This is a genomic window from Burkholderiales bacterium (assembly GCA_035543335.1).
GTDB lineage: Bacteria > Pseudomonadota > Gammaproteobacteria > Burkholderiales > JAHFRG01 > JAHFRG01.
This window is the reverse complement of sequence record DASZZH010000023.1, coordinates 78,216-99,321: the sequence shown is the minus strand read 5'-3', so window position 1 is coordinate 99,321 and position 21,106 is coordinate 78,216. Positions and strand designations below refer to the sequence as shown.

General features: G+C 58.1%; 20 protein-coding genes and 1 tRNA gene. 15 read left to right on the top strand and 6 right to left on the bottom strand.

Annotated elements, in window-relative coordinates; all coding sequences use genetic code 11:
* Positions 1 to 622: 622 nt before the first annotated feature.
* Positions 623 to 1,807, top strand: coding sequence for a murein transglycosylase A (locus VHE58_04970; protein ID HVS26632.1), 1,185 nt, complete (start codon positions 623 to 625; stop codon positions 1,805 to 1,807).
* A gap of 14 nt (positions 1,808 to 1,821) precedes the next feature.
* Here VHE58_04970 and VHE58_04965 read toward each other — a convergent pair whose 3' ends face one another.
* The gene (locus VHE58_04965) at positions 1,822 to 2,544 is read right to left on the bottom strand and encodes a DsbC family protein (GenBank protein HVS26631.1); all 723 of its coding nucleotides are present in this window, start codon (positions 2,542 to 2,544) and stop codon (positions 1,822 to 1,824) included.
* Positions 2,545 to 2,582: 38 nt separating this feature from the next.
* Positions 2,583 to 3,737 carry a UbiH/UbiF family hydroxylase gene (locus VHE58_04960; protein ID HVS26630.1) on the bottom strand — a complete coding sequence of 385 codons (1,155 nt, stop codon included), beginning with the start codon at positions 3,735 to 3,737 and terminating at the stop codon, positions 2,583 to 2,585.
* Positions 3,738 to 3,882: 145 nt separating this feature from the next.
* Between VHE58_04960 and VHE58_04955 the strand changes: the two genes are divergently transcribed.
* The 14 genes from VHE58_04955 to VHE58_04890 all read left to right on the top strand — a co-directional run bounded on the left by VHE58_04955 (position 3,883) and on the right by VHE58_04890 (position 16,480).
* A tRNA-Met gene (locus tag VHE58_04955) sits at positions 3,883 to 3,958 on the top strand.
* Positions 3,959 to 4,001: 43 nt separating this feature from the next.
* Positions 4,002 to 4,328, top strand: coding sequence for a hypothetical protein (locus tag VHE58_04950; GenBank protein HVS26629.1), 327 nt, complete (start codon positions 4,002 to 4,004; stop codon positions 4,326 to 4,328).
* A gap of 8 nt (positions 4,329 to 4,336) precedes the next feature.
* Positions 4,337 to 5,677, top strand: a complete 1,341-nt coding sequence (gene miaB, locus VHE58_04945) for a tRNA (N6-isopentenyl adenosine(37)-C2)-methylthiotransferase MiaB (GenBank protein HVS26628.1) — start codon at positions 4,337 to 4,339, stop codon at positions 5,675 to 5,677.
* Entirely contained in the window at positions 5,674 to 6,633 is a 960-nt protein-coding gene (locus VHE58_04940) for a PhoH family protein (GenBank protein ID HVS26627.1), read from the top strand. The genes miaB and VHE58_04940 overlap by 4 nt, the downstream gene beginning before the upstream one ends.
* Positions 6,630 to 7,097 (top strand): rRNA maturation RNase YbeY, encoded by a 468-nt coding sequence (gene ybeY, locus VHE58_04935; protein HVS26626.1) that lies wholly within the window; start codon positions 6,630 to 6,632, stop codon positions 7,095 to 7,097. The genes VHE58_04940 and ybeY overlap by 4 nt, the downstream gene beginning before the upstream one ends.
* Positions 7,098 to 7,164: 67 nt before the next feature.
* The gene (locus VHE58_04930; protein HVS26625.1) at positions 7,165 to 8,001 is read left to right on the top strand and encodes a transporter associated domain-containing protein; all 837 of its coding nucleotides are present in this window, start codon (positions 7,165 to 7,167) and stop codon (positions 7,999 to 8,001) included.
* 44 nt (positions 8,002 to 8,045) lie between these two features.
* Positions 8,046 to 9,521: an apolipoprotein N-acyltransferase gene (gene lnt, locus VHE58_04925; protein ID HVS26624.1), complete on the top strand. Its 1,476-nt coding sequence runs from the start codon at positions 8,046 to 8,048 to the stop codon at positions 9,519 to 9,521.
* 30 nt (positions 9,522 to 9,551) lie between these two features.
* Positions 9,552 to 10,454 carry a glycine--tRNA ligase subunit alpha gene (gene glyQ, locus VHE58_04920; protein ID HVS26623.1) on the top strand — a complete coding sequence of 301 codons (903 nt, stop codon included), beginning with the start codon at positions 9,552 to 9,554 and terminating at the stop codon, positions 10,452 to 10,454.
* 3 nt (positions 10,455 to 10,457) lie between these two features.
* Positions 10,458 to 12,542 carry a glycine--tRNA ligase subunit beta gene (gene glyS / locus VHE58_04915; protein ID HVS26622.1) on the top strand — a complete coding sequence of 695 codons (2,085 nt, stop codon included), beginning with the start codon at positions 10,458 to 10,460 and terminating at the stop codon, positions 12,540 to 12,542.
* Complete coding sequence (gmhB, locus tag VHE58_04910; GenBank protein HVS26621.1) at positions 12,539 to 13,072, top strand: D-glycero-beta-D-manno-heptose 1,7-bisphosphate 7-phosphatase; 534 nt, start codon at positions 12,539 to 12,541, stop codon at positions 13,070 to 13,072. The genes glyS and gmhB overlap by 4 nt, the downstream gene beginning before the upstream one ends.
* Positions 13,073 to 13,075: 3 nt before the next feature.
* The gene (locus VHE58_04905; protein HVS26620.1) at positions 13,076 to 13,795 is read left to right on the top strand and encodes a lysophospholipid acyltransferase family protein; all 720 of its coding nucleotides are present in this window, start codon (positions 13,076 to 13,078) and stop codon (positions 13,793 to 13,795) included.
* A gap of 652 nt (positions 13,796 to 14,447) precedes the next feature.
* The gene (locus VHE58_04900) at positions 14,448 to 14,606 is read left to right on the top strand and encodes a lipoprotein (GenBank protein ID HVS26619.1); all 159 of its coding nucleotides are present in this window, start codon (positions 14,448 to 14,450) and stop codon (positions 14,604 to 14,606) included.
* Positions 14,603 to 15,847, top strand: coding sequence for a diaminopimelate decarboxylase (gene lysA / locus VHE58_04895; protein HVS26618.1), 1,245 nt, complete (start codon positions 14,603 to 14,605; stop codon positions 15,845 to 15,847). Before VHE58_04900 ends, lysA begins: the two co-directional genes overlap by 4 nt.
* A 477-nt stretch (positions 15,848 to 16,324) precedes the next feature.
* Positions 16,325 to 16,480, top strand: a complete 156-nt coding sequence (locus VHE58_04890; protein HVS26617.1) for a hypothetical protein — start codon at positions 16,325 to 16,327, stop codon at positions 16,478 to 16,480.
* Here VHE58_04890 and VHE58_04885 read toward each other — a convergent pair.
* The 4 genes from VHE58_04885 to mtgA all read right to left on the bottom strand — a co-directional run bounded on the left by VHE58_04885 (position 16,477) and on the right by mtgA (position 21,090).
* Positions 16,477 to 17,064: a protein-methionine-sulfoxide reductase heme-binding subunit MsrQ gene (locus VHE58_04885; GenBank protein HVS26616.1), complete on the bottom strand. Its 588-nt coding sequence runs from the start codon at positions 17,062 to 17,064 to the stop codon at positions 16,477 to 16,479. The genes VHE58_04890 and VHE58_04885 overlap by 4 nt on opposite strands.
* Positions 17,065 to 17,144: 80 nt before the next feature.
* The gene (msrP, locus tag VHE58_04880; GenBank protein HVS26615.1) at positions 17,145 to 18,104 is read right to left on the bottom strand and encodes a protein-methionine-sulfoxide reductase catalytic subunit MsrP; all 960 of its coding nucleotides are present in this window, start codon (positions 18,102 to 18,104) and stop codon (positions 17,145 to 17,147) included.
* Positions 18,105 to 18,812: 708 nt separating this feature from the next.
* A complete protein-coding gene (gene mgtE, locus VHE58_04875) occupies positions 18,813 to 20,243 on the bottom strand; it encodes a magnesium transporter (GenBank protein ID HVS26614.1) in 1,431 nt (476 codons plus the stop codon).
* Positions 20,244 to 20,394: 151 nt separating this feature from the next.
* A complete protein-coding gene (gene mtgA, locus VHE58_04870) occupies positions 20,395 to 21,090 on the bottom strand; it encodes a monofunctional biosynthetic peptidoglycan transglycosylase (protein ID HVS26613.1) in 696 nt (231 codons plus the stop codon).
* Between the last annotated feature and the right edge of the window lie 16 nt (positions 21,091 to 21,106).

The window sequence follows — 21,106 nt, the reverse complement described above, 5'->3', positions numbered from 1 at the left end:
ACCTGCGAAGCTGTGCAGCGGAGCGGGCCAGCGCTCGCCTTCGAGGTCGCACGTGCCGAGGCTCCACGCTCCGGCGAGCACGCAGCAGATGGGCATTTTTCGTGCAAACCCGGATGGGGCGGCTGCCGCGACACGGTAAGCGAAGCTTGGGGTGCGGGAGCGGCAGCATGAGCGCCTCGTTTAACGGCGTTTCTTGCGGCAGCTTTGCGCCCCTTCCCGCGCCACGCTTCGCGAGACCGAGTCCGGGGTGCCTTTCCGGGCGGTCTGCTTTGTCGCTCGCCTTGCGAATATGCAACGGCTATTCGACGCGGCTCGCTTCGCGCATCCCATCCCGGAAAGCCGACGCCGCGGCCCCGTGGAGTTCTTCAACACCCTGTTAGTTCAGGCGGACCCTTTTCGTTCGCATTTATTACTCGCTCATCCGTAATTTTTTGCAGTGAACCCGTCTCGAAGAATAACAATCAGCGCTTGTCATTTTTTCCGCCTCCGCGCGGCCAGGTCCACCACACGATGAGGATCAGAACCAATAGCGCAACGCCCGCTTCTAACAGCAACCAGTCCATATTGTCGTTTGTTATACTTGTTTCCAGCTCATTAACGGTTTTACTTTAAACGAAAAGCAATGCAACGCCAAATGCGCTATTTTCTGCTCGCCGCCGGATTGTTTCTGGCGGCGTGCACCACGCTGGAAAAACCCCCCACCATCATCCCGCCGATTGTAACGCCGCCCAAGCCCGTGCCTGTACTCAAGGCGAGCACCTGGGATGCGCTGCCGAACTGGGCTGACGACGATATTGTGCAGGCGTGGGATGCCTTTCTGCAAAGCTGCAACGCGCTCAAGAACCAGCCCACCTGGCAGCCCGTATGTCTGACCGCGGAGTTTTTCGAGCATAAAAACAACCAGGCCCTGCGCCTTTTTTTCGAACTGAATTTCACGTCCTACCAGGTGTTGAACGCCGACGGCAGCGATGAAGGATTGGTTACCGGCTATTACGAGCCGCTGATACACGGCAGCCACACACCGTCGGAGCGCTACCGCTATCCGGTTTACGGCGTGCCGGATGATTTGCTGGTGGTGGACATGGGCGAGGTTTATCCGGAGCTTAAAAATTTCCGGCTGCGCGGACGCGTAGTCGGCAAAAAAGTTGTCCCGTATTACAGCCGCGCCGAAATCGAGCGTGGCGGGCTTGTGCTGAAAGGGCGCGAACTGCTGTGGGCGGACGATGCGGTGGAGCTTTTCTTCCTGCAAATCCAAGGCTCGGGAGAGGTACAGCTTGATACCGGCGAAACCATACGCATCGGCTATGCCGAGCAAAACGGACATCCTTATAAATCCATCGGCAGACTGCTGGTTGAGCGCGGGGAACTTCCGCTGGAACAAGCCTCGATACAGGGCATCAAGACCTGGGGCGCCAAGAACCCGCAGAAACTGGCAGCGCTTTTAAACAACAACCCCAGTTATGTATTCTTCCGTGAATTGCCCGCTGGTCTGCCCGGGCCGATTGGCGCATTGGGCGTGCCGCTTACCGCCGGGCGCAGCCTTGCCATTGACCCGCGCACGATTCCGCAGGGCGCGCCAGTTTATCTTTCCACCACCTGGCCGAACACCAGCACGCCGTTAAACCGGCTGACGCTGGCGCAGGACACGGGTGGGGCGATCAAGGGCGGGGTGCGCGCGGATTTCTTCTGGGGTTCTGGCGAGGAAGCCGGCAGCCAGGCCGGCAAGATGAAACAAAGCGGCAAGATGTGGGTGCTGCTGCCCAATGGCTACGAGTTGCCGCCCAACTTGGCGTCACAACTCAAGTAATCTCTCTCTTCTCCCTAGTTCGAATCCGTACCATTCAATATCTGCTCCAACTGCGCTGCCGGAATCGCGCCGGGTATCACTCTTCCGTCTGCGAAAATCAGCGTGGGCGTTCCGCGAATGCCTTTGCTTTGCCCGAAATCGATTATCTTGTCCACCGGGTTGTCACAGCTCGCGTTGGCTTCGGGCCCGGCGCGATTGAGCATGAGGTCATTCCAGGCTTTCACTCGGTCGGAGGAGCACCAGATGGCCTTGGCTTTTTTCGTCGCGCCCGGATGGAGCGACTCAATCGGGTAAAGGAAGGTATAAATGGTCACGTCGGTGACATTGACCATGTCCCTTTCCAGCCTCTGGCAGAACGGGCAATCCGGGTCGGAAAAAATTGCCACTTTGCGCTTGCCGTTGCCCTTGACGATTTTGATGGCGAGATCGAGCGGCAGGGCGTCAAACTTGATCGCGCTGAGTTTTCTTTTGCGCTCCTCGGAAAGATTCTGCAGGGTTTTGCCGTCGATAATGTTGCCGAGAATAATGTAGCTCAGCTTTTCGTCGGTGTAGAAAATATCCCTGTCGATATACACTTCGTAAAGACCGAGGTAAGGCGTCTTGGTCACGCTTTCGACGCTGGACTGCGGGAATTTCGCCTGCACCGCTTTTTTCACCGAGGCTTCGTCGGCGGCTGCCGCGCCGGCAAAAACTAACAACGCCAGCAGCAGGCAGGTTTTAAACAGACTTTTCGGCATAGCGTCCCCTAAGAAGGTCAATTCCGAGCTTCGACAGCCTAATTCAACGCGCGTTGCACCAAAATGCTTTTTATCGGCGGCAGGCTGTTAGTAAGACGCAAGCCAAAGTTGCGCAATCCTGAAAACCAGGGGAGGCCGAAAAGCTGCTGCAGCCCGTGGGTGGTGAGCTGCATCGCCAGAATATCTTCCTTGCGCCCGCGTTCGAAACGCCGGAGCAGGCGGTAATCGCCGCAATCGCTTTGAACGCCGCGATTGAGCAGGGTTTCCGCCAGGACGCGCGCATCCTGAAAGCCGAGGTTCACGCCCTGTCCCGCCAACGGATGCACCACATGCGCGGCATCACCGATTAAAGCAAGTCGCGGGCTCACCATGTGCTCCACGCGCAGGAATTTCAGGGGAAAAGCGGCAGGGGTTGTAATTAAGCGCAGCGCGCCCAAAACATGCTGCCCCGCGCTCGCTGCTTGGCTGCAAAACTCCGCAAGCGGAAGAGCGAGCAGCCTTTTCGCGTTGTCTTCCGCGGTAGACCAGACAATGGAAATACGGTTTCCCGGCAGCGGCAAATAAGCGAGCACGCCGTCATCGCGGAACCATTGAAAAGCGATATTGCGATGCGGCTGTTCGGTTTCGAAATTCGCCACCACGCCGAGCTGGCCGTACTGATGGCACTTCACCGCAATCCCCGCCTGCTCGCGCACCCGGGAATCGCCGCCATCGGCGCCGACCACCAGTCTGCTTTCAAGACCAGTCCCGTCTTCAAGGCGCAGCGCGATATGGCCGGGCGCCCGTTCCAAAGCGCTGCATTGCGCCGGGCAAAACAGCTTCAGGTTTTCCTGCGCTGCGAGTTCACGCCACAGCGAGCGTTGCAGCAAGCGGTTTTCGACGATAAAAGCGAGCTCCGGCAAACCGCAATCATAGGCGCTGAAATCGAGATGTGAACTGCCGTCGTCGCCGTAGACCTGCATTCCCAGTATTTGCGTGACGCGCTGGCTATCCAGGTTTCGCCATACACCGCAGCTTTCCAGAAATGCCGCGGCTCCGGGGCTGATGGCATAAACCCGGTTGTCCCAGCCGGTTTCTTCCGCACTAGGCGGGGCATGGTTTTCTACCAAAGCCAGCCGGAGCCCGCTTGCCCGCAAGGCCAAGGCCAGACTCGCCCCGACCAAGCCGGCACCGACGATAATGACGTCAAACAAGGTGGTTTACCCCTTTACATATAAAGGTCTAGGCGCATATTAGCACGTCCGGAAAGCTTACTTTCCGCACGGCCTAAATTCACACAAGCCTTTATTAATCTTGACAAATTAGGGCTTTAACCCAGAAAATGTCGGGTTCGAGTGTGGCGAATTAGCTCAGTGGTTAGAGCAGAGGAATCATAATCCTTTGGTCCGGGGTTCAAATCCCTGATTCGCCACCATTACCTTACATTTATACCTTGATCACTAGGGGTTTCCGCCCGGTTGAGTACAACGCCTATATTAAAGACTCTGGTCAGTCTCACCTTCCTTGCCCTGCTTGGGTGGCAGACGGGGGCGCATGCCGGGCGCATCCTGCCGCCTGACGCTGTGGCGGATGAGCTCAAAGACAGCAAGTATCCTTATGTCCTCATCGGCGGCAGGCAGTTTCATCTTGCTCCCGGCTCGAGGATTTTTGACCAGAACAACCGCATTATTCTTCCCAACTATCTGCCTCGGTCAGCCACCGTGCTCTACCAGCTCGACGGCAACGGCGACCTCATCAACATGTGGCTGTTGACGCCGGAAGAGGCTGCGAGCCTCAAAAAATAGCGAGTCTCGTGGCGAAGAAACTTTACATCAAGACCTTTGGCTGCCAGATGAACGAGTACGACTCTGGCAAGATGGCGGACGTGCTCCACGCCGCAGAAGGGCTGGAAAAAACCGATGACCCTCTTGAGGCCGACGTGATTCTCTTCAACACCTGTTCGGTTCGTGAAAAAGCGCAGGAAAAAGTTTTTCATTATCTCGGCCGCTGGAAGCATTTGAAGCAGCGCAATCCGGAATTGCTGATCGGCGTCGGCGGCTGCGTCGCCAGCCAGGAAGGCGCAGCCATCGTCGCGCGCGCGCCTTACGTGGACGTAGTGTTCGGCCCGCAGACTTTGCACCGACTGCCACAGTTGCTGCGCGCGCGGCGCCAGAGCGGCAGGCCGCAAGTGGATATTTCCTTTCCCGAAATCGAGAAATTCGACCACCTGCCGCCGCCGCGCGTGGAAGGCGCGAGCGCTTTTGTTTCCATCATGGAAGGCTGCAGCAAGTACTGCAGTTTCTGCGTGGTGCCGTACACCCGTGGCGAGGAAGTGTCGCGCCCGTTCGACGACGTGCTTGCCGAAGTGGCGGAACTTGCGGAGCACGGCGTGAAGGAAGTGACGCTGCTCGGACAAAACGTGAACGCTTACCGCGGACCGATGAATGACGGCGACACCGCGGACTTTGCTCTGCTCCTCGAATACCTTGCGGAGATTCCCGGCATCGAGCGCCTTCGCTACACTACTTCGCATCCATTGGAATTCACGCAGCGCCTGATCGACGCCTACGGCAAAACACCGAAGCTGGTGAGCCATGTGCACCTGCCGGTGCAATCCGGCTCCGATCGCGTACTGGCGGCGATGAAGCGCGGCTACACCGCTCTCGAATACAAATCCATCGTGCGGCGGCTGCGCAAGGTGCGCCCGGAAATTTCACTCACCTCGGATTTCATCGTCGGCTTTCCCGGCGAAACCGAGGAGGATTTCCAGGCCACGCTCAGGCTTGTGGATGAGGTGGGCTTCGATGCGAGTTTCTGCTTTACCTACAGCCCGCGTCCTGGCACGCCGGCGGCGGAATTGCCTAATCAAGTCCCGGAAGAAACCAAGCTCGAGCGCCTCGCGCGATTGCAGAAAAAGATCGAATCCCGGGACCAGGCCATCAGCCACGGCATGGTCGGCACCAGGCAGCGGGTGCTGGTGGAAGGCCGGTCGAAGAAAAATGCCGGCGAACTCGCCGGGCGCACCGACAATAACCGCGTGGTCAATTTCGCGGGCCATACCCGCCTCATCGGAAATTTCGTCGACCTCAACATTACCGCTGCCATGCCGCATTCGCTGCGCGGTGAGATGACGGCACGAACCTGCAAACCTTGAAGTCCCAGCCGCTCAACATTTCCTTCACACCGGTGGACAACCAGCGCCTCGCCAACCTGTGCGGCGCCCTGGATGAAAACCTGAAACGGATCGAAGCGTCACTGGACGTGAGCATCGCCCGGCGCGGGGAGAACTTTTCGCTGCGAGGCGAGCCCAAGCAGACCAGGCTCGCGGCCGAGGCGCTGCAAAATTTTTACGGCAAGGCGGCGCAAAGCCTGTCGATTGAAGAAGTACAGCTGGGGCTGATTGAAGTCGCCAACCCGAAACTGGCGGCAGCCGAAAAAGAGGAAGCACCGGCGCTGCTTACCCGGCGTCAGGATTTGCATGGCCGGACGCCCAGACAGATTCAATATCTGCGGCAGATGCAGGAGTACGACATCACTTTCAGCATCGGACCGGCGGGCACCGGCAAGACCTATCTCGCAGTGGCGTGCGCGGTGGATGCACTGGAGCGCGACAGCGTAAAACGCATCGTGCTGGTGCGCCCTGCGGTGGAAGCCGGTGAGCGCCTGGGTTTTCTGCCCGGCGACCTGGCGCAGAAAGTGGATCCCTACTTGCGCCCGCTCTATGACGCGCTCTACGACCTGATGGGCTTTGAAAAGATCAACAAAATGTTCGAGCGCGGGGCGATTGAAATCGCGCCGCTGGCCTACATGCGCGGCCGCACGCTCAACCATTCGTTCATTATCCTCGATGAAGCGCAGAACACCACGCCGGAGCAGATGAAGATGTTCCTGACCCGCATCGGCTTCGGCACCAAAGCGGTGATTACCGGGGACGTGACACAGACCGACCTGGCGCGCGGACAGAAAAACGGGCTGGTGGAAGCGCGCCAGGTGCTGGAAAAAGTACGCGGCATCGCCTTCACCTTTTTCCTCAGCGAAGACGTGGTGCGCCATCCGCTGGTGCAGAAAATCGTCAATGCCTACGAACAACATGAAAAGAACAAACCATGAAGGCAAAAAAGCTTAACCTCTCGGTGCAATACGCGATGCGCTACGCTCGCGTTCCGAGCCGGCCGCAAATCCGCAAATGGGCGCTTGCCGCGCTGCGCCGGCCCGCGGAAATCACCTTCCGCATCGTTGGCAAAGCAGAAGGCCGGATGCTAAACCGCGACTTTCGCGGCAAGGATTACGCCACCGATGTGCTGACCTTCGCCTATCCCGGCACCAAACAGCTTAGCGGAGATATCGCGCTCTGCGCGCCGGTGGTGGTGCGCGCCGCGAGCGAGCGAGGCAAAAACCTCAAAGCGCATTACGCGCACCTGGTGGTGCACGGCGTCCTGCATTTGCAGGGCTACAGCCATGAGCGCAAAACCGAAGCCGAGGAAATGGAAAGACTGGAAGCGCAAATCATCACGGGTTTGGGCTTTCCCGATCCTTATGAGCGTGAAGCGTACGGAGTCAGGGGTAAAGAGTAAGGAGAATTAGGGGCCTTGTCTTGATTTATTCCTCACTCTTTATCTTTGACACCTTGCCGATTTTCATATGAACGAAACACCAAAACCAAAGTGGCTGGAACGTCTCGGCGCCCTGTTGATGCGCGAGCCAGAAGACCGTCAGCAACTGGTGGAGCTCCTGCACTCCTCCTACGAGCGCAACCTGCTCGATGCGGACGCGCTTTCCATGATCGAGGGTGTGATGCAGGTCTCCGAAACGCAGGTGCGCGACATCATGGTTCCGCGCTCGCAAATGGACATCATCGATATCAGTGACCCGCCGGAAAAATTCATTCCCTTCGTCATCGAAACCGCGCACTCGCGCTTTCCGGTGATCGACGAGAACAAGGACAACGTAATCGGTATCCTGCTCGCCAAAGATTTGCTGCGCTACTATGCGGAACAGAACTTCAACGTGCGCGATATGCTGCGCCCCGCGGTGTTCGTGCCCGAATCCAAGCGCTTGAATGTGCTGCTCAAGGACTTTCGCAGCAATCGTAACCACATCGCCATCGTGGTGGACGAATACGGCGGCGTGGCCGGACTGGTGACGATTGAAGACGTGCTGGAGCAGATCGTCGGCGACATCGAGGATGAATACGACTTCGACGAAGCAGAGGACAACATCCGCCAGGAGCGTGGCGGCCGCTATCGCGTGAAAGCAGTCGTGGAAATCCCCGATTTCAACGCGGCGCTGGGGGTAACTTTAAGCAACGAAGAGCATGACACCATCGGCGGACTGGTGATTTCCCGCTTTGGAAAACTTCCCAAGCGCGGCGAGCAAATCAGCTTCGACAACCTGAGTTTCCAGGTGCTGCGGGCGGACAGCCGCAGGATACACACCCTGCTGGTACAGAAGCTCAATTCGCCCAAACCCCAAGAATGAAGGCAAACCTTCCGCTTCCCCAGTCCTTGACCGGGAAAGCGCTTGTGGCATTCGTGCTGGGCGCGGCAAGCGTTCTAGGCTTTGCGCCTTTTTATTTTTTCCCTGTTCCCCTGCTTACTCTCGCCCTGCTTCTCCACTTGTGGGAAGAATCCGACGAAAAATGGCGTGCGGCTCTAATCGGTTTTGGCTTCGGCCTCGGTTTTTTCGGTTTCGGCACGAGCTGGATTTATGTCAGCCTGCACGATTTCGGCGCCATGCCCTGGCTGCTTGCCGGCGTCGCCACGCTGTTTTTCTGCGCGCTGTTCGGTTTATTTCCGGCAATCGCAGGGTGGCTGCTGGCGCTCAAAAAAAACCCGCCTTTCATAAAGAATATTTTGCTGTTCCCCGCCATCTGGACGCTGCTGGAATGGACACGGAGCTGGATTTTCACCGGCTTTCCCTGGCTGGCCGCCGGTTATTCGCAGGTACCGGTGAGCCCGCTTGCGGGCTATGCGCCGCTCCTGGGCGTATTCGGCGTGTCTTTTGTTGTCGCGGCCAGCGCGGGGTTGTTGAACATGCTCATCGGAGGCGCAGGCCGGGCACGCTGCGTGGGCTTGCTGTCCGCGCTCTGGCTCGGCGGTCTGGGCTTGCAGCAAATTGAATGGACTGAGCCGGCGGGGCCGGCACTGAAAGTAAGCCTGGTTCAGGGCAACATCCCGCAGGAGCTGAAATGGCGCGATGATCAAATCGTCAACACCCTGGAAACCTACCGCCGGCTGGTTGACGGGAGCCGAAGTCCGCTCATCATTCTGCCCGAAACCGCTTTCCCGCTGTTTTACCATGAGGTGCCGAAAATTTATCTGGAAAAATTCACGGCGCATGCGAAGAAAAACGGCGGCGATGTTTTGATTGGCCTTCCCGAGCGCGCCGATCAGGAGCATTACTACAACAGCGTTTTCAGTTTTGGGAGTTCCCCTACCCAGACTTACCGCAAATCGCACCTGGTGCCATTCGGGGAATTCATTCCGCTGCGTCCCCTTTTCGGCTGGGTGCTTGAGGTGCTGCAAATTCCCCTGCTGGATTTCTCCCGTGGGCCTGCGGACCCGCAGCCGTTGAAAGTCGCGGGCCAGCAGGTAGCGGTGAACGTTTGCTACGAAGACGTGTTCGGTGAGGAAATCATCCGCCAGCTGCCACAAGCGTCTTTGCTGGTGAACGTCACCAACGACGCCTGGTTCGGCGACTCGGTCGCGCCCATGCAGCATTTGCAAATGTCGCAAACGCGGGCACTGGAAACCGGCAGATACATGCTGCGCGCCACCAACACCGGGGTGACCGCGGTTATCAATGCACAAGGTGAAGTGTTGAGTAGACTCCCGCTTTTCACCACCGCGGTGCTTGAACATGAAGTGCGCGGCTACACCGGGACTACTCCTTACGTGCGCTGGGGCAATTGGGCAGTGCTTGCGCTTTGTGTGATAGCAATGATCACCAGTCTGCTGCTTGCGCGGCGTTTGCTTTCTCCAAGCCTCCAAAACCAGTAGAATTCACGTATTTGCGCAGGCTTTCCGCCCATGCTCACCTTCCAGCAAATCATTCTCAAATTGCAGGACTATTGGGCCAAGCAGGGCTGCGTCATCGTGCAACCAATGGATATGGAAATGGGCGCAGGCACCTTCCATTGGGCCACTTTCCTGCGCGCCATCGGGCCGGAGCCGTGGAAGGCGGCGTACGTGCAACCTTCGCGCCGGCCCAAAGATGGACGCTACGGCGAAAACCCCAACCGCTTGCAGCATTACTATCAATACCAAGTCGTGCTGAAACCCTCACCCGACGATATTCAAGACCTGTACCTGAAATCGCTGGTGGCGCTGAGCATAAATCCTAAAAAAAACGATATCCGGTTTGTCGAGGATGACTGGGAGTCGCCCACGCTGGGTGCCTCGGGTTTGGGTTGGGAAGTGTGGCTCAATGGCATGGAAATCACTCAGTTCACCTATTTCCAACAGGTCGGCGGACTCGACTGCAAGCCGGTGCTTGGCGAACTCACTTACGGTCTGGAACGGCTGGCGATGCATCTACAGGGCAAGGAAAGCGTGTTCGATCTCATCTGGGTGGACGGTGTCACCTACGGCGACGTTTACCACCAAAATGAAGTCGAGCAATCGAAATACAACTTCGAGCTCGCCAACAACGAAATGTTGTTCCAGCACTTTAGCCAGTTCGAGGCCGAAGCGAAACGGCTGGTCGAAGCACAGCTCGTCCTGCCGGCTTACGAAATGATGCTCAAGTGCTCGCACGCCTTCAATCTGCTGGATGCGCGCGGCGCGATTTCGGTCACCGAGCGCACCGCTTACATTGACCGCGTTCGCGCTATAGCCCGACTGGTGGCAAAAGCTTACTACGAATCTCGTGAGAAGCTCGGCTTCCCGTTGCTGAAGCAACCGCAAGCGACAAAAAAGAAAGCCCGCGCCTGATCCATGCCGAAAAAGAAAGCCACCAAGGCGCCTGCGTCCGCAAGCTTGCTAGTCGAGCTGTTCACCGAAGAACTTCCGCCGATGGCGCTGCAACGGTTGGCCGAGAAGTTTCGCGATGCGCTTGCCTCGGGCCTAGAAGGAGCTAGCCTATTGCTTCGACCACGTGTAGTGGACCCGCGCTGCTTCGGGACGCCAAGACGTATTGCCGTGTTGATTCAAGGGGTACTTGAGAAGGCAACTGACGTATCTGGGGACACAGCTGGTCCATTGGTAAGCGCCGGCGCCGAGGCGGCCAAGGGATTCGCGAGAAAGTACGGAGTTGCAGTCGAATCGTTGAAGAAGATTCCGACGTCGGACGGAGACAAGTGGCTCGCGAATTACACGAGCGCCGGTGCGGCGCTCGACAATGTCCTCGCACAAAAGGTTGAGGAAGCGTTAAAGGTGCTACCCGTTCCGAAGCTAATGCGTTGGGGCAATAGCGAGGCCCAGTTCGCGCGTCCTGTTCATGGACTAGTAATGATGCATGGAAAGCACGTCATTCCAGGCAAAATATGGGGTCTCGAAAGCCGTAATTACACGGTGGGCCACCGTTTCCTGAGCAGCGGCAAGATCGAAATTCCTACCGCCGACCAATATGAAGCGGTTCTTGAAAAAAAAGGCTTGGTAATCGTTTCTTTCGCCAAGCGTAAAGAGCTCATCCGTGCGGAGCTGGAGAAGAAAGCCGCCGGTGCCAAAATTATCTGGGACGATGCGCTGCTCGACGAAGTCACCGCGCTGGTGGAATACCCGGTGGTCTATTCAGGTAGTTTCAGCCCCGAGTTCCTTGCGGTGCCGCAGGAATGCCTGATCCTCTCGCTGCAGCGACATCAGCGCTATTTTCCACTTGCCGACGCAAACGGGACGTTACTTCCGCGTTTTCTCTTGGTCAGCAACATACGAATTGCGAACCCCGCCAATATAATCCGCGGGAACGAGCACGTGTTGAGCGCGCGGCTCGCTGACGCAAAATTCTTCTATGACCAAGACCGCAAGATTCGACTCGAAGCGCGCGTACCGCGCCTCGCCAATGTCGTTTACCACAACAAGCTCGGCAGCCAGCTCGAACGCGTCGAACGAATACAGCTGCTCGCCGGCAAGATCGCGCGCCAGATCGGCGCTGATCCGCTGCTCGCTGGACGGGCAGCGTGGCTGGCCAAGGCCGATCTGCTCACCGACATGGTTGCCGAATTCCCCGAGTTGCAGGGAGTAATGGGACGCTATTACGCGTTGCACGACGGAGAACCACTTTATGTCGCCGCCGCTATCGAGGCGCATTATCGACCACGCTTTGCGCGTGATACAACGCCTGATGGGCCCATCGCCTCTGCTGTGGCCCTCGCCGACAAACTCGACACACTAGCAGGCCTCTTTGGCATCGGTCAGGTTCCGACCGGAGACAAAGATCCATTTGGGTTGCGGCGAGCGGCGCTTGGAATTGTACGAATCCTGATTGAACGAGATCTTTCGCTTTCTTTGCACGATTTAGTCAACGCGGCTTTCGCCGGCTACAACGAGCGTGTTGGACACGCACATACCGAGCTGGAAACATTCATCTTCGAACGCCTTGCCGGGTACTTCAGAGACCACGGGTATTCAACACTAGAAGTCGACTCAGTCGTAAACCTGCGGCCCGATCGGATCAACCTGACTCTTCGCGTAGTCGAAGCGGTGCGAGCGTTCAACACGCTACCCGAAGCGCAAAGTCTTGCCGCCGCCAACAAGCGCGTAGTGAATATTCTCAAACAGGCCGAGGCAAACGGAGAATCCTTCGTAAATGCCGAAGCTGATAAGCTGAGAGAACCTGCGGAGAAAGCGCTATTTGATGCGCTCAAAACCACATCGCGGAAAGCTGATGCGCTTTTCAAACAAGGTGACTTTACAGGTTATTTGAAGACTTTCGCCGTTCTCAGGTCCCCAGTGGACGCTTTTTTCGAATCCGTCATGGTAATGGCGGATGCACCCGAGCTGCGGCACAACCGCCTCGCGCTCCTTGCCGACCTTCGGAAGGAAATGAACCGGATCGCCGATATTTCCAAGCTCGCCACATGAAACTAGTCATCCTCGACCGCGACGGCGTCATCAACCACGACAGCGCGGAATTCATCAAGAGCCCGGACGAATGGAAGCCGATTGCCGGGAGCCTTGAGGCCATCGCGCGCCTGAATCAGGCCGGCTACCGCGTGGTGGTGGCGACCAACCAGTCGGGAATCGGGCGCGGGCTGCTCGACATGACGGCGTTAAACGCCATCCATGACAAGATGCACAAGTCGCTCACGCAGTATGGCGGCCGGATTGATGCGATTTTCTTCTGCCCACACGCGCAGGAACTGAGTTGCGCCTGCCGCAAGCCCAAGACCGGCTTGTTCCAGGAAATCGCGCAACGCTTTAACGTCAATCTCGCCGAAGTGCCCTGCATAGGCGATTCGGCGCGCGATTTGCAGGCGGCGCACGCCGCCGGTGCGCAACCGATACTGGTGCTCACCGGCAAGGGTAAAAAAACCAGGGAAGCCGGAAATCTGCCTAAAAGCACCCAGATATACGCCGACCTCGCGGAAGCGGCGCAGGCGCTTGCCGCTTAGCCGATGGTTGTCCTGCGGTCCCTGCTTTTTGCGCTGCTCCAGGCTGTCGTCACTCCCCCGTTTGCTTTAATCGCTCTTCTTACCTTTCGCTTCGATCCTTTTACCCGCTACCGCATCATTACCACCTGGTCACGCATCATCATCGGCGCGGCGCGCGCGATCTGCGGCATCCGCTATCGCATCGTGGGCAGAGAAAACATTCCTGACCATCCCTGCATTATCATGTCCAAGCACCAATCGGCGTGGGAAACACTGGCGTTCCAGGTAATTTTCCCGCCGCAGGCACTGGTGATTAAAAGAGAGTTATTGCGCATCCCGTTCTTCGGCTGGGGGCTCGCCATGCTCTCTCCCATCGCGATTGACCGCGGCGCGGGAACCCGGGCACTCAGGCAAATCGAGGAACAAGGCGTCGCGCGGCTGCAACAGGGTTTCTGGGTGATTGTCTTTCCCGAAGGCACGCGCATCAAACCAGGCAAAAAGGGCGTCTACCAACCGGGCGGGGCCTGGCTTGCGACACACTCTAACAGCATGGTCCTGCCGATAGCACTCAATTCCGGCGAATTTTGGAAAAAAAACGCTTTCCTCAAGCGTCCGGGCACCATCACGATAAGCATCGGCCCGCCGATCCGGGCGCAAGGGATGAAACCCGGCGAATTGAACGCCAAAGTGGAAACCTGGATTGAGTCGGAGATGGCGCGCATCGCCAAGCTAGGGAACCTCTGATTAAGTCCCACGCGGTTGCGACGGGGTGCAATCCGGGTGCAGGGCGAGGCGTGAGGAGCGCCGTTTGGTAGAGGCCAAATCAGCGACGAACAGCCATGCGACCGGCACCCGGACTCGGACTCGCTTAGGACGCGCGGACACGTTACTGGCAAAGCCAGCTGTTTGCGGGAAGCGCGCCATTGGCCCGCCTCCCGCTCCGGATGGTTCCGCCAACGCCGTGTCGGCGGGCCTGACGCGGGAAGGGACGCAAGCTGCCGCAAGCAACACCGAAAACGGGGCGCTCATGCTGCCGCTCCCGCACCGAAGCTTCGCTCACCGTGTCGCGGCAGCCCCCGTCCCTCCGGATTGCGGCAAAATGCGGCGTCTGCGTCGTGCTCGCCGGAGCGTAGAGCCTCGGGTGCGTGCGACCGCGAAGGCGAGCGCTGGCCCGCTCCGCTGCACAGCTTCGCAGGTGCAACGCTACGCGGGCCCTCCTCGGCTTCGTAGTCTTGGCTACGACCTTCGTCCGCGTGCCTTGCATCCCTCCGCATTTTGCCAGCAACGCAATCCGTGGAGGACTTAATCAGAGGTTCCCTCAGTTTGAGCGGCTCGCTGCCTTTGCCGCACCAGGCCTTATGTTAAGATTCGACTTTTGCTACACCCCAAACCCGCCATGCGTGCATTCGTTTTGCTGATCGTGCTCGCCGTGCTGATGCAAGGCTGCGGTTACAAAGGCGCGCTTTATCTGCCGCCGCAACAGCCGACCCAACAGCCCACCACCCCGCCGCAAAAGCAGGACGCGAACAAGCAACAGGGTTCGCCGAACCAGTGACGTATTTTTCCTATCGTAATAAACAACTTCATGCCGAAGCGGTAGCGCTTGCCCATGTCGCCGCACAATTCGGCACGCCTTGTTACATCTATTCCAAGGCGGCGCTCACCGTGGCGTACCAAAGTTTCGCCCGGGCGCTCGCCAAACGCGAGCATCTGATTTGCTACGCGGTCAAGGCAAACTCCAACCTTGCCATCTTGAACCTCTTCGCACGGCTGGGCAGCGGCTTCGACATCGTATCCGGCGGGGAACTGGCGCGCGTGCTCGCCGCCGGCGGCGATCCGCGCAAGGTGGTATTTTCCGGCGTGGGCAAAAGCGCCGAGGAAATGCGCGCGGCGCTGAACGCCGGCATCCTCTGCTTCAATGTCGAATCGGAAGCGGAGCTGCGGCGGCTTGACCGCGTGGCCGGTGAAACGGGGAAAAAAGCGCCGGTGAGCCTGCGCATCAATCCGGACGTAGACCCCAAAACCCATCCCCACATCGCCACCGGCCTGAAACAGAACAAATTCGGGGTGGATTACGCGGACGCCCTGGCTCTCTACCGCAAGGCAGGCTCGCTGTCCCACCTCCAAATCACCGGCATTGACTGCCATATCGGCTCGCAGCTTACCGAGGTCGCTCCGTTTACCGACGCCCTGGAAAAGATTCTGCTGCTTGTCGACAAGCTGGAAAAAGCCGGCGTCCGTATTGCCCACATCGACATCGGCGGAGGACTGGGCATCCGTTATCGCGACGAGACGCCGCCCAATGGCGCCGAATACGCCGCCGCGCTGTTTGCCAAGCTCGGCCGGCGCACGCAGACGATTCTGCTCGAGCCCGGACGCGCGCTGGTCGGCAATGCTGGGTTGCTGCTCACCCGCGTCGAATATCTCAAGCATAACCGCGACCGCAATTTCGCCATCGTGGACGCCGCCATGAACGACTTGGTGCGTCCGGCGCTCTACGACGCCTACCACGATATTTTGCCGGTCAAGCAGTCGCAGCGCTCAAAACGCACCTACGAAATCGCCGGGCCAGTGTGCGAAAGCGGCGATTTCCTCGGCCGCGGCCGCAAGCTGGCCCTCGAGGAAGGCGATCTGCTGGCGGTGATGTCCGCCGGCGCATACGGCATGAGCATGAGCTCGAACTACAACACCCGCCCGCGCGCGGCGGAAGTAATGGTGGATGGCGATCAAGCGATTCTCATCCGCGGCCGCGAGAGCGTGAATCAGCTTTTCGCAGGAGAAAAACTTCTTCCTTAGAACCGCGTCAACGGCACATAAAAACATCGGACCCGCGCCTGTGGATCGGTTTTTCTGCGGTTCAACTCGCCGGCAGCCGATTTCCCCCGCCGAAAAAAATTTGCAAAAAATGAAAAAATATGTTGTGTTTACCAAAATAATTGGAATAGAATTGGCGCACCAAGCATCAGTTATCGTTCTTTCAAGCAAGTTTTGAGAGAAACATCGGAGCAAATCGCTTGATGCCGATGCTTCGGGAGTGCGGCGCAATACCCCGCACGTAAGTAACAGAAAAACTTTTTAAAAGGAGTCAAAAATGGCAGCCAAAAAGAAGTCATCCAAGAAAAAAGGTAAGAAGAAGAAGTAAATAAAAATACAAAGCTGGTTTCTTGTAAACCAGCCTTTTCACTTTTACCAGGCGGTTATTTTGACCGCCTGAGTTTTTTCTGGCTCAATAAAATCCCTCCCCCACCCCGGTTTAAGCTCCGAAGCCGCCACATGAAATCCAGCCGCAAAGCCCCGCTCAAGCGCCGCAACCGCGTGGCGCTAAGCCCGCTGTTGCGCAAAGGCGGGGCGCACGCGCTCAAAAGCAAGAAAGCGAAACGGGCGCTACAGAAGGAAAGGCTCCGGAAAACCCTGGCTGAAGAGCTTTAGGAGGTCAGCTTGGCAAATTTGGGCAGGCCGTTCTTTTGCAGCCAGAACAGCACGCGCAGGGCGAGCAGCAAGGAGAGCAGAACCGCATACTGCAAGGGTTCCGAGATGTCCTTTTTCACCAGCCACCAGAAGTGCACCACCCCGCCGGTCGCGATGAAATAGACGAAACGGTGCAGTTGCTGCCAGCGCTTCGCCCCCAGCCGCTTCACCATGTTGTTGGTGGAAGTCGCGGCAAGCGGGATCAACAGCACAAAGCAGGTGAAGCCGAGGGTGATGAAAGGGCGCTTCAACACGTCCTTGCCGATTTCGAAGATGTCAAAAAACTGGTCGAGCCAGATGTAGGTGAGGAAATGCAGACAGGCGTAGAAAAAGGCATACAACCCGAACATGCGGCGCAATTTAATCAGCCACGGCCACTCAAGCAGTCGCCGCAGCGGAGTGATTGACAAAGTTATAAGCAGGAATATCAGCGTCCAGTCGCCGGTGGTATGGGTCACTACCTCGATAGGATTGGCGCCCAGGTCATGATTGAAACCGCGCCAGGCAAGGCGCGCCAGCGGGACAAGGCAGGCCGCGAACAGCACGGCCTTGAGCCTTTGAACGTGTTGCGGCGGGAGTTGGGCAAAAGACATGAACGGGGAAAACGCGAAGTCGCGCCGCGGCGCTAGAAATTCTTGAGCAAATCCATGCCGGCGTAGAGCGAGGCGACCTGGTCGGCGTAACCGTTGAACATCAAGGTTGGGCGCTTGAAGAACTCGCCGATGCGGCGCTCTCTGGCCTGGCTCCAGCGCGGGTGATCCACATTCGGATTTACATTGGAGTAGAAGCCGTACTCGTGCGATGCCGCCTTGGTCCAGGCGCTCACCGGTTGTTTTTCGACAAAGCGGATGCGCACGATGGATTTGGCGCCCTTGAAGCCGTATTTCCACGGCACCACGATGCGCAGCGGCGCGCCGTTCTGGTTGGGCAGCGCCTGGCCATACAGCCCAAAGCAAAGCAGGGTAAGCGGGTGCATCGCCTCATCCAGGCGCAAACCCTCGACATAAGGCCAACTCAATACCGGCACACGCTGGCCTGGCATTTGGCCGGGATCATAAAGCGTGATGAATTCAACAAATTTCGCCTTGTCTGTAGGTTCCACGCGCTTGATCAGTTCGGAAAGCGGGTAGCCTGCCCACGGAATCACCATTGACCAGCCTTCCACGCAGCGCAGGCGGTAAACGCGCTCTTCCAGCGGCGCGAGCTTGAGCAGTTCGTCGGCGTCGTAAACCTTCGGCCGCTTGATTTCGCCCTCCACCGCTACCGCCCAGGGACGGGTCTTCAGGCTTCCGGCCCGTTCCCCAGGGGAATATTTGTCCGTGCCGAACTCATAAAAATTGTTGTAGTGGGTAACGTCCTTGAACGGCGTCTTCTCTTCCAGCGTGCTGTAGGTGCTGCTGTGCAGATTGGTAAATGGCGTCGCCGGCGCCGCCCCACGAGCTTCGCGCGGCGTATTGAAAAGGGCCGGCATGGCGGCGCCCGCGACCGTCAAAGCCACTGCCTTGATGAACTCGCGGCGCCTGACGTAGAGGTCCTGCGGCGTGATTTCCGATGGTTTGATATCGCTTGGCCTTTGGATCAGCATTGTCGCTCCCGTTGCCTTTTTACTGTAGAGCCTCTAACACCATGAAACGAATAGTGCGACGGCGTCGGTTTCGGATGCAGGCCGCGAAGCGAGCCACGCCGTTTAGTGATTCTAAATAAGTGGCAAGCGACAAGGGGATGCGTCGAAATCCGCGCCGTCCCTGCGGGTTGCGGCCAAAAAGCGCGCCTGCTTTGTTGCTCGGCTTGCCCAATGACTCTAACATTGGGCTGCGCCTCGCGTCGCGCATTCATCGCTTTTTGGCCAGCAACGCAAATCCGTTTCATGGTGTTAGAGGCTCTTTAGTCGCGGCTGCGGCGGCAGCCTTACCCTGATCTCGCCGCGGCAACTTTAATTGCGACTGGGATTTCGCCACTTGGTTCATAAGACTGCACTTTAAGTTTACACCTGAAACTTTGGCTGCCGAAAACAAAAAACCCGGCTCAAGCCGGGTTTTTGCGTCAGTTTGCTCCGGTGGTGACTGCCGGCTTGGCGGCCGGGCCCCGAAGTGCTTTTGACAAATTGTGCCACATCCTGCCGTACCGGCGCCCAGCACTGGAAGATGTCGGCCGGCGCGCCGAGGATGCGGGCCGATGCCGTCGTAAACGATTTCCCTAACCTCACCGTCTTTCTCGCGATGGGCGTTTTCCCCCGTTACTTGAGCACCAGTTTATATACGGGGCAGCACACCAACAGAATGCTCGGGCCAGCTCAAATCAGGAATAAGGTGGCAAGCCCCAGGAAGCTGAACAAACCCACCACGTCGGTCACGGTGGTGAGGATCACTGTGGTGCCCACCGCCGGGTCGATCTTGAAACGGCGCAGAATGAGCGGGATCGTCACGCCGGACACCGCGGCGGCGAAAAGCTCGATGATCATCGCCGCACCGAACACCAGGCTCAGTTTAAAATCGTGGTACCACAGCGCTGCTAATGCCCCCACTACCGCCGCCCAGATAAGGCCGTTGTAGTAGGCCACCGCCAGCTCCTTATTGAACAGATGCCGGATGTTGTCGCGGTTGATCTGGTCGAGCGCAAAGCCGCGGGTGACCAAGGCCATGGTCTGCGTGCCGGCGTTGCCGCCCATGCTGGGAATCACCGTCATCAGCACGGCGAGCGCTACGATTTTCTCAATCGAGGCCTCGAAAAAATGGGTTACATACGAGGCCGCGAAGGCAGTCACCAGGTTAATGCCCAGCCACAGGGTGCGGTTCTTGGTGCTCTCTTTGACCGGCGCGAACAAGTCTTCTTCCTCGCGCAAGCCGGCATTGCTCAGCAATTGGGTGTCCGATTTCTCGCGGATGAATTCTACCACCGCATCAACCGTAATCCGGCCGATGAGTTTGTTGTTGCCGTTCACCACCGGCGCGGACACCAGGCCATAACGCTCGAAAGCCAGCGCCGCCTGATTGGCTTTGTCCTCGGGATGAAAGCTTACAGGGTCCTGCAGCATGAGCGCGCTCACCTGGACTTCCGGATCGCTCACCAAAAGACGCTTGAGAGGCAGCACCCCGCGCAGCACATCATCTCGGTTCACCACGAACAGCGCGTCGGTTTGGCCGGGAATTTCGTCGAAACGGCGCAAATAGCGCAGCACCACCTCGACTCCGATGTCCTCGCGGATGATCACCATGTCGTAATCCATGAACGCACCCACGGTGTCTTCCGGGTAAGTAAGCTTGGTTTGCAGGCGCGCGCGGTTCTGCGCATCCAGCGTATCGACGATGTCCTGCACTACGTCGCGCGGCAGATCGGGCGCCAGCTCGGCGATTTCGTCGGTGTCCAGCGTTTCGGCGGCGGCGACCAGCTCCGCCGGCTCCATGCTGGCAATCAGCGTCTCGCGCACCGCATCCGAGACTTCGAGCAGGATTTCGCCTTCGCGCGCCGGCCTGACTAGGTCCCAGACGATGAGCCGCTGCTCCAGCGGCAGCGCTTCCAGGATATAAGCCACATCCGCGGGATGCATTGCATCGAGCTTCTTCTGGAGATTGGCGAGGCTGCGCTTGTACGCAGCGATATCGACCGGCTGCGCCGTTTCCTGCCCGGGAGACCACGCCGCCTTGTGCCGCTTCAGAACACGGATGACATGCTGCAGCATGTCCTGCGCTTTTTCCTGCCGCCGGGCTTCCTCAATTTCCGTCATGGTCCGCTTCCGTCAATGGCGCAAGCCGCGCGCCGGTGGGATGGGTCGCGCTTGGGCGGCACATTTCGCCCAGCGCGTTGTTGCGCGAATTATAGGATATTTGGCCGTGTTTCTTAACGGCGAAGCGGGATTTTTTTGCGCGAAAGAGCGTTCACGGCACCTGGGCCGCGCTCATGCGCTCGAGAATGATGTCGGTCTTGCGGTTGAGCCAGGGCGTGCTGCGGTTGCGGTCGTAAAAACGGGGGTTCGGCACCATCGCCGCCAGCCGTGCCGCCTGCTCGCGGTTAAGCGCCGCGGCGGAAACGCCGAAGTAATGCCGCGCCGCGGCTTCCGCACCGAAAATACCGTTGCCCCATTCGATGATGTTGAGATAAATCTCGAGGATGCGCTGCTTGTCCATCGCTGTTTCCAGCATCAGGGTAATCAATGCTTCCTCGGCCTTGCGCCACGGGCTGCGCCGGCCGGAGAGGAACAGGTTTTTCGCCAGCTGCTGGCTGATGGTGGAGCCGCCGCCGACGATTTTCCCTTTCTTCAGGTTTTTCTCATAGGCCTTTTGTATCCCCTCCCAGTCGAAACCTTCGTGTTCGAGGAATCTGGCGTCTTCCGCCGCGATGATAGCGCGCTTAAGATGAACCGAAATGCGGTTGTAAGCCACCCATTGGTGCCTGAGATCGGCTTCCGGTTTTTTGCTTTGCAGGTCTTCCAAGCGCGACAGCATGAACGCGCTTTTTTCCGGATTGTGGTCCACCCAGTACCAGATGTGACCCATAATCCACAACTGATAGAGAAGCACTGCCGCAACCACCAGCGCGACCGCGGCCAGAAGGCAACGCCATAAAATCTTCAACATCGTGAGGAGTAAA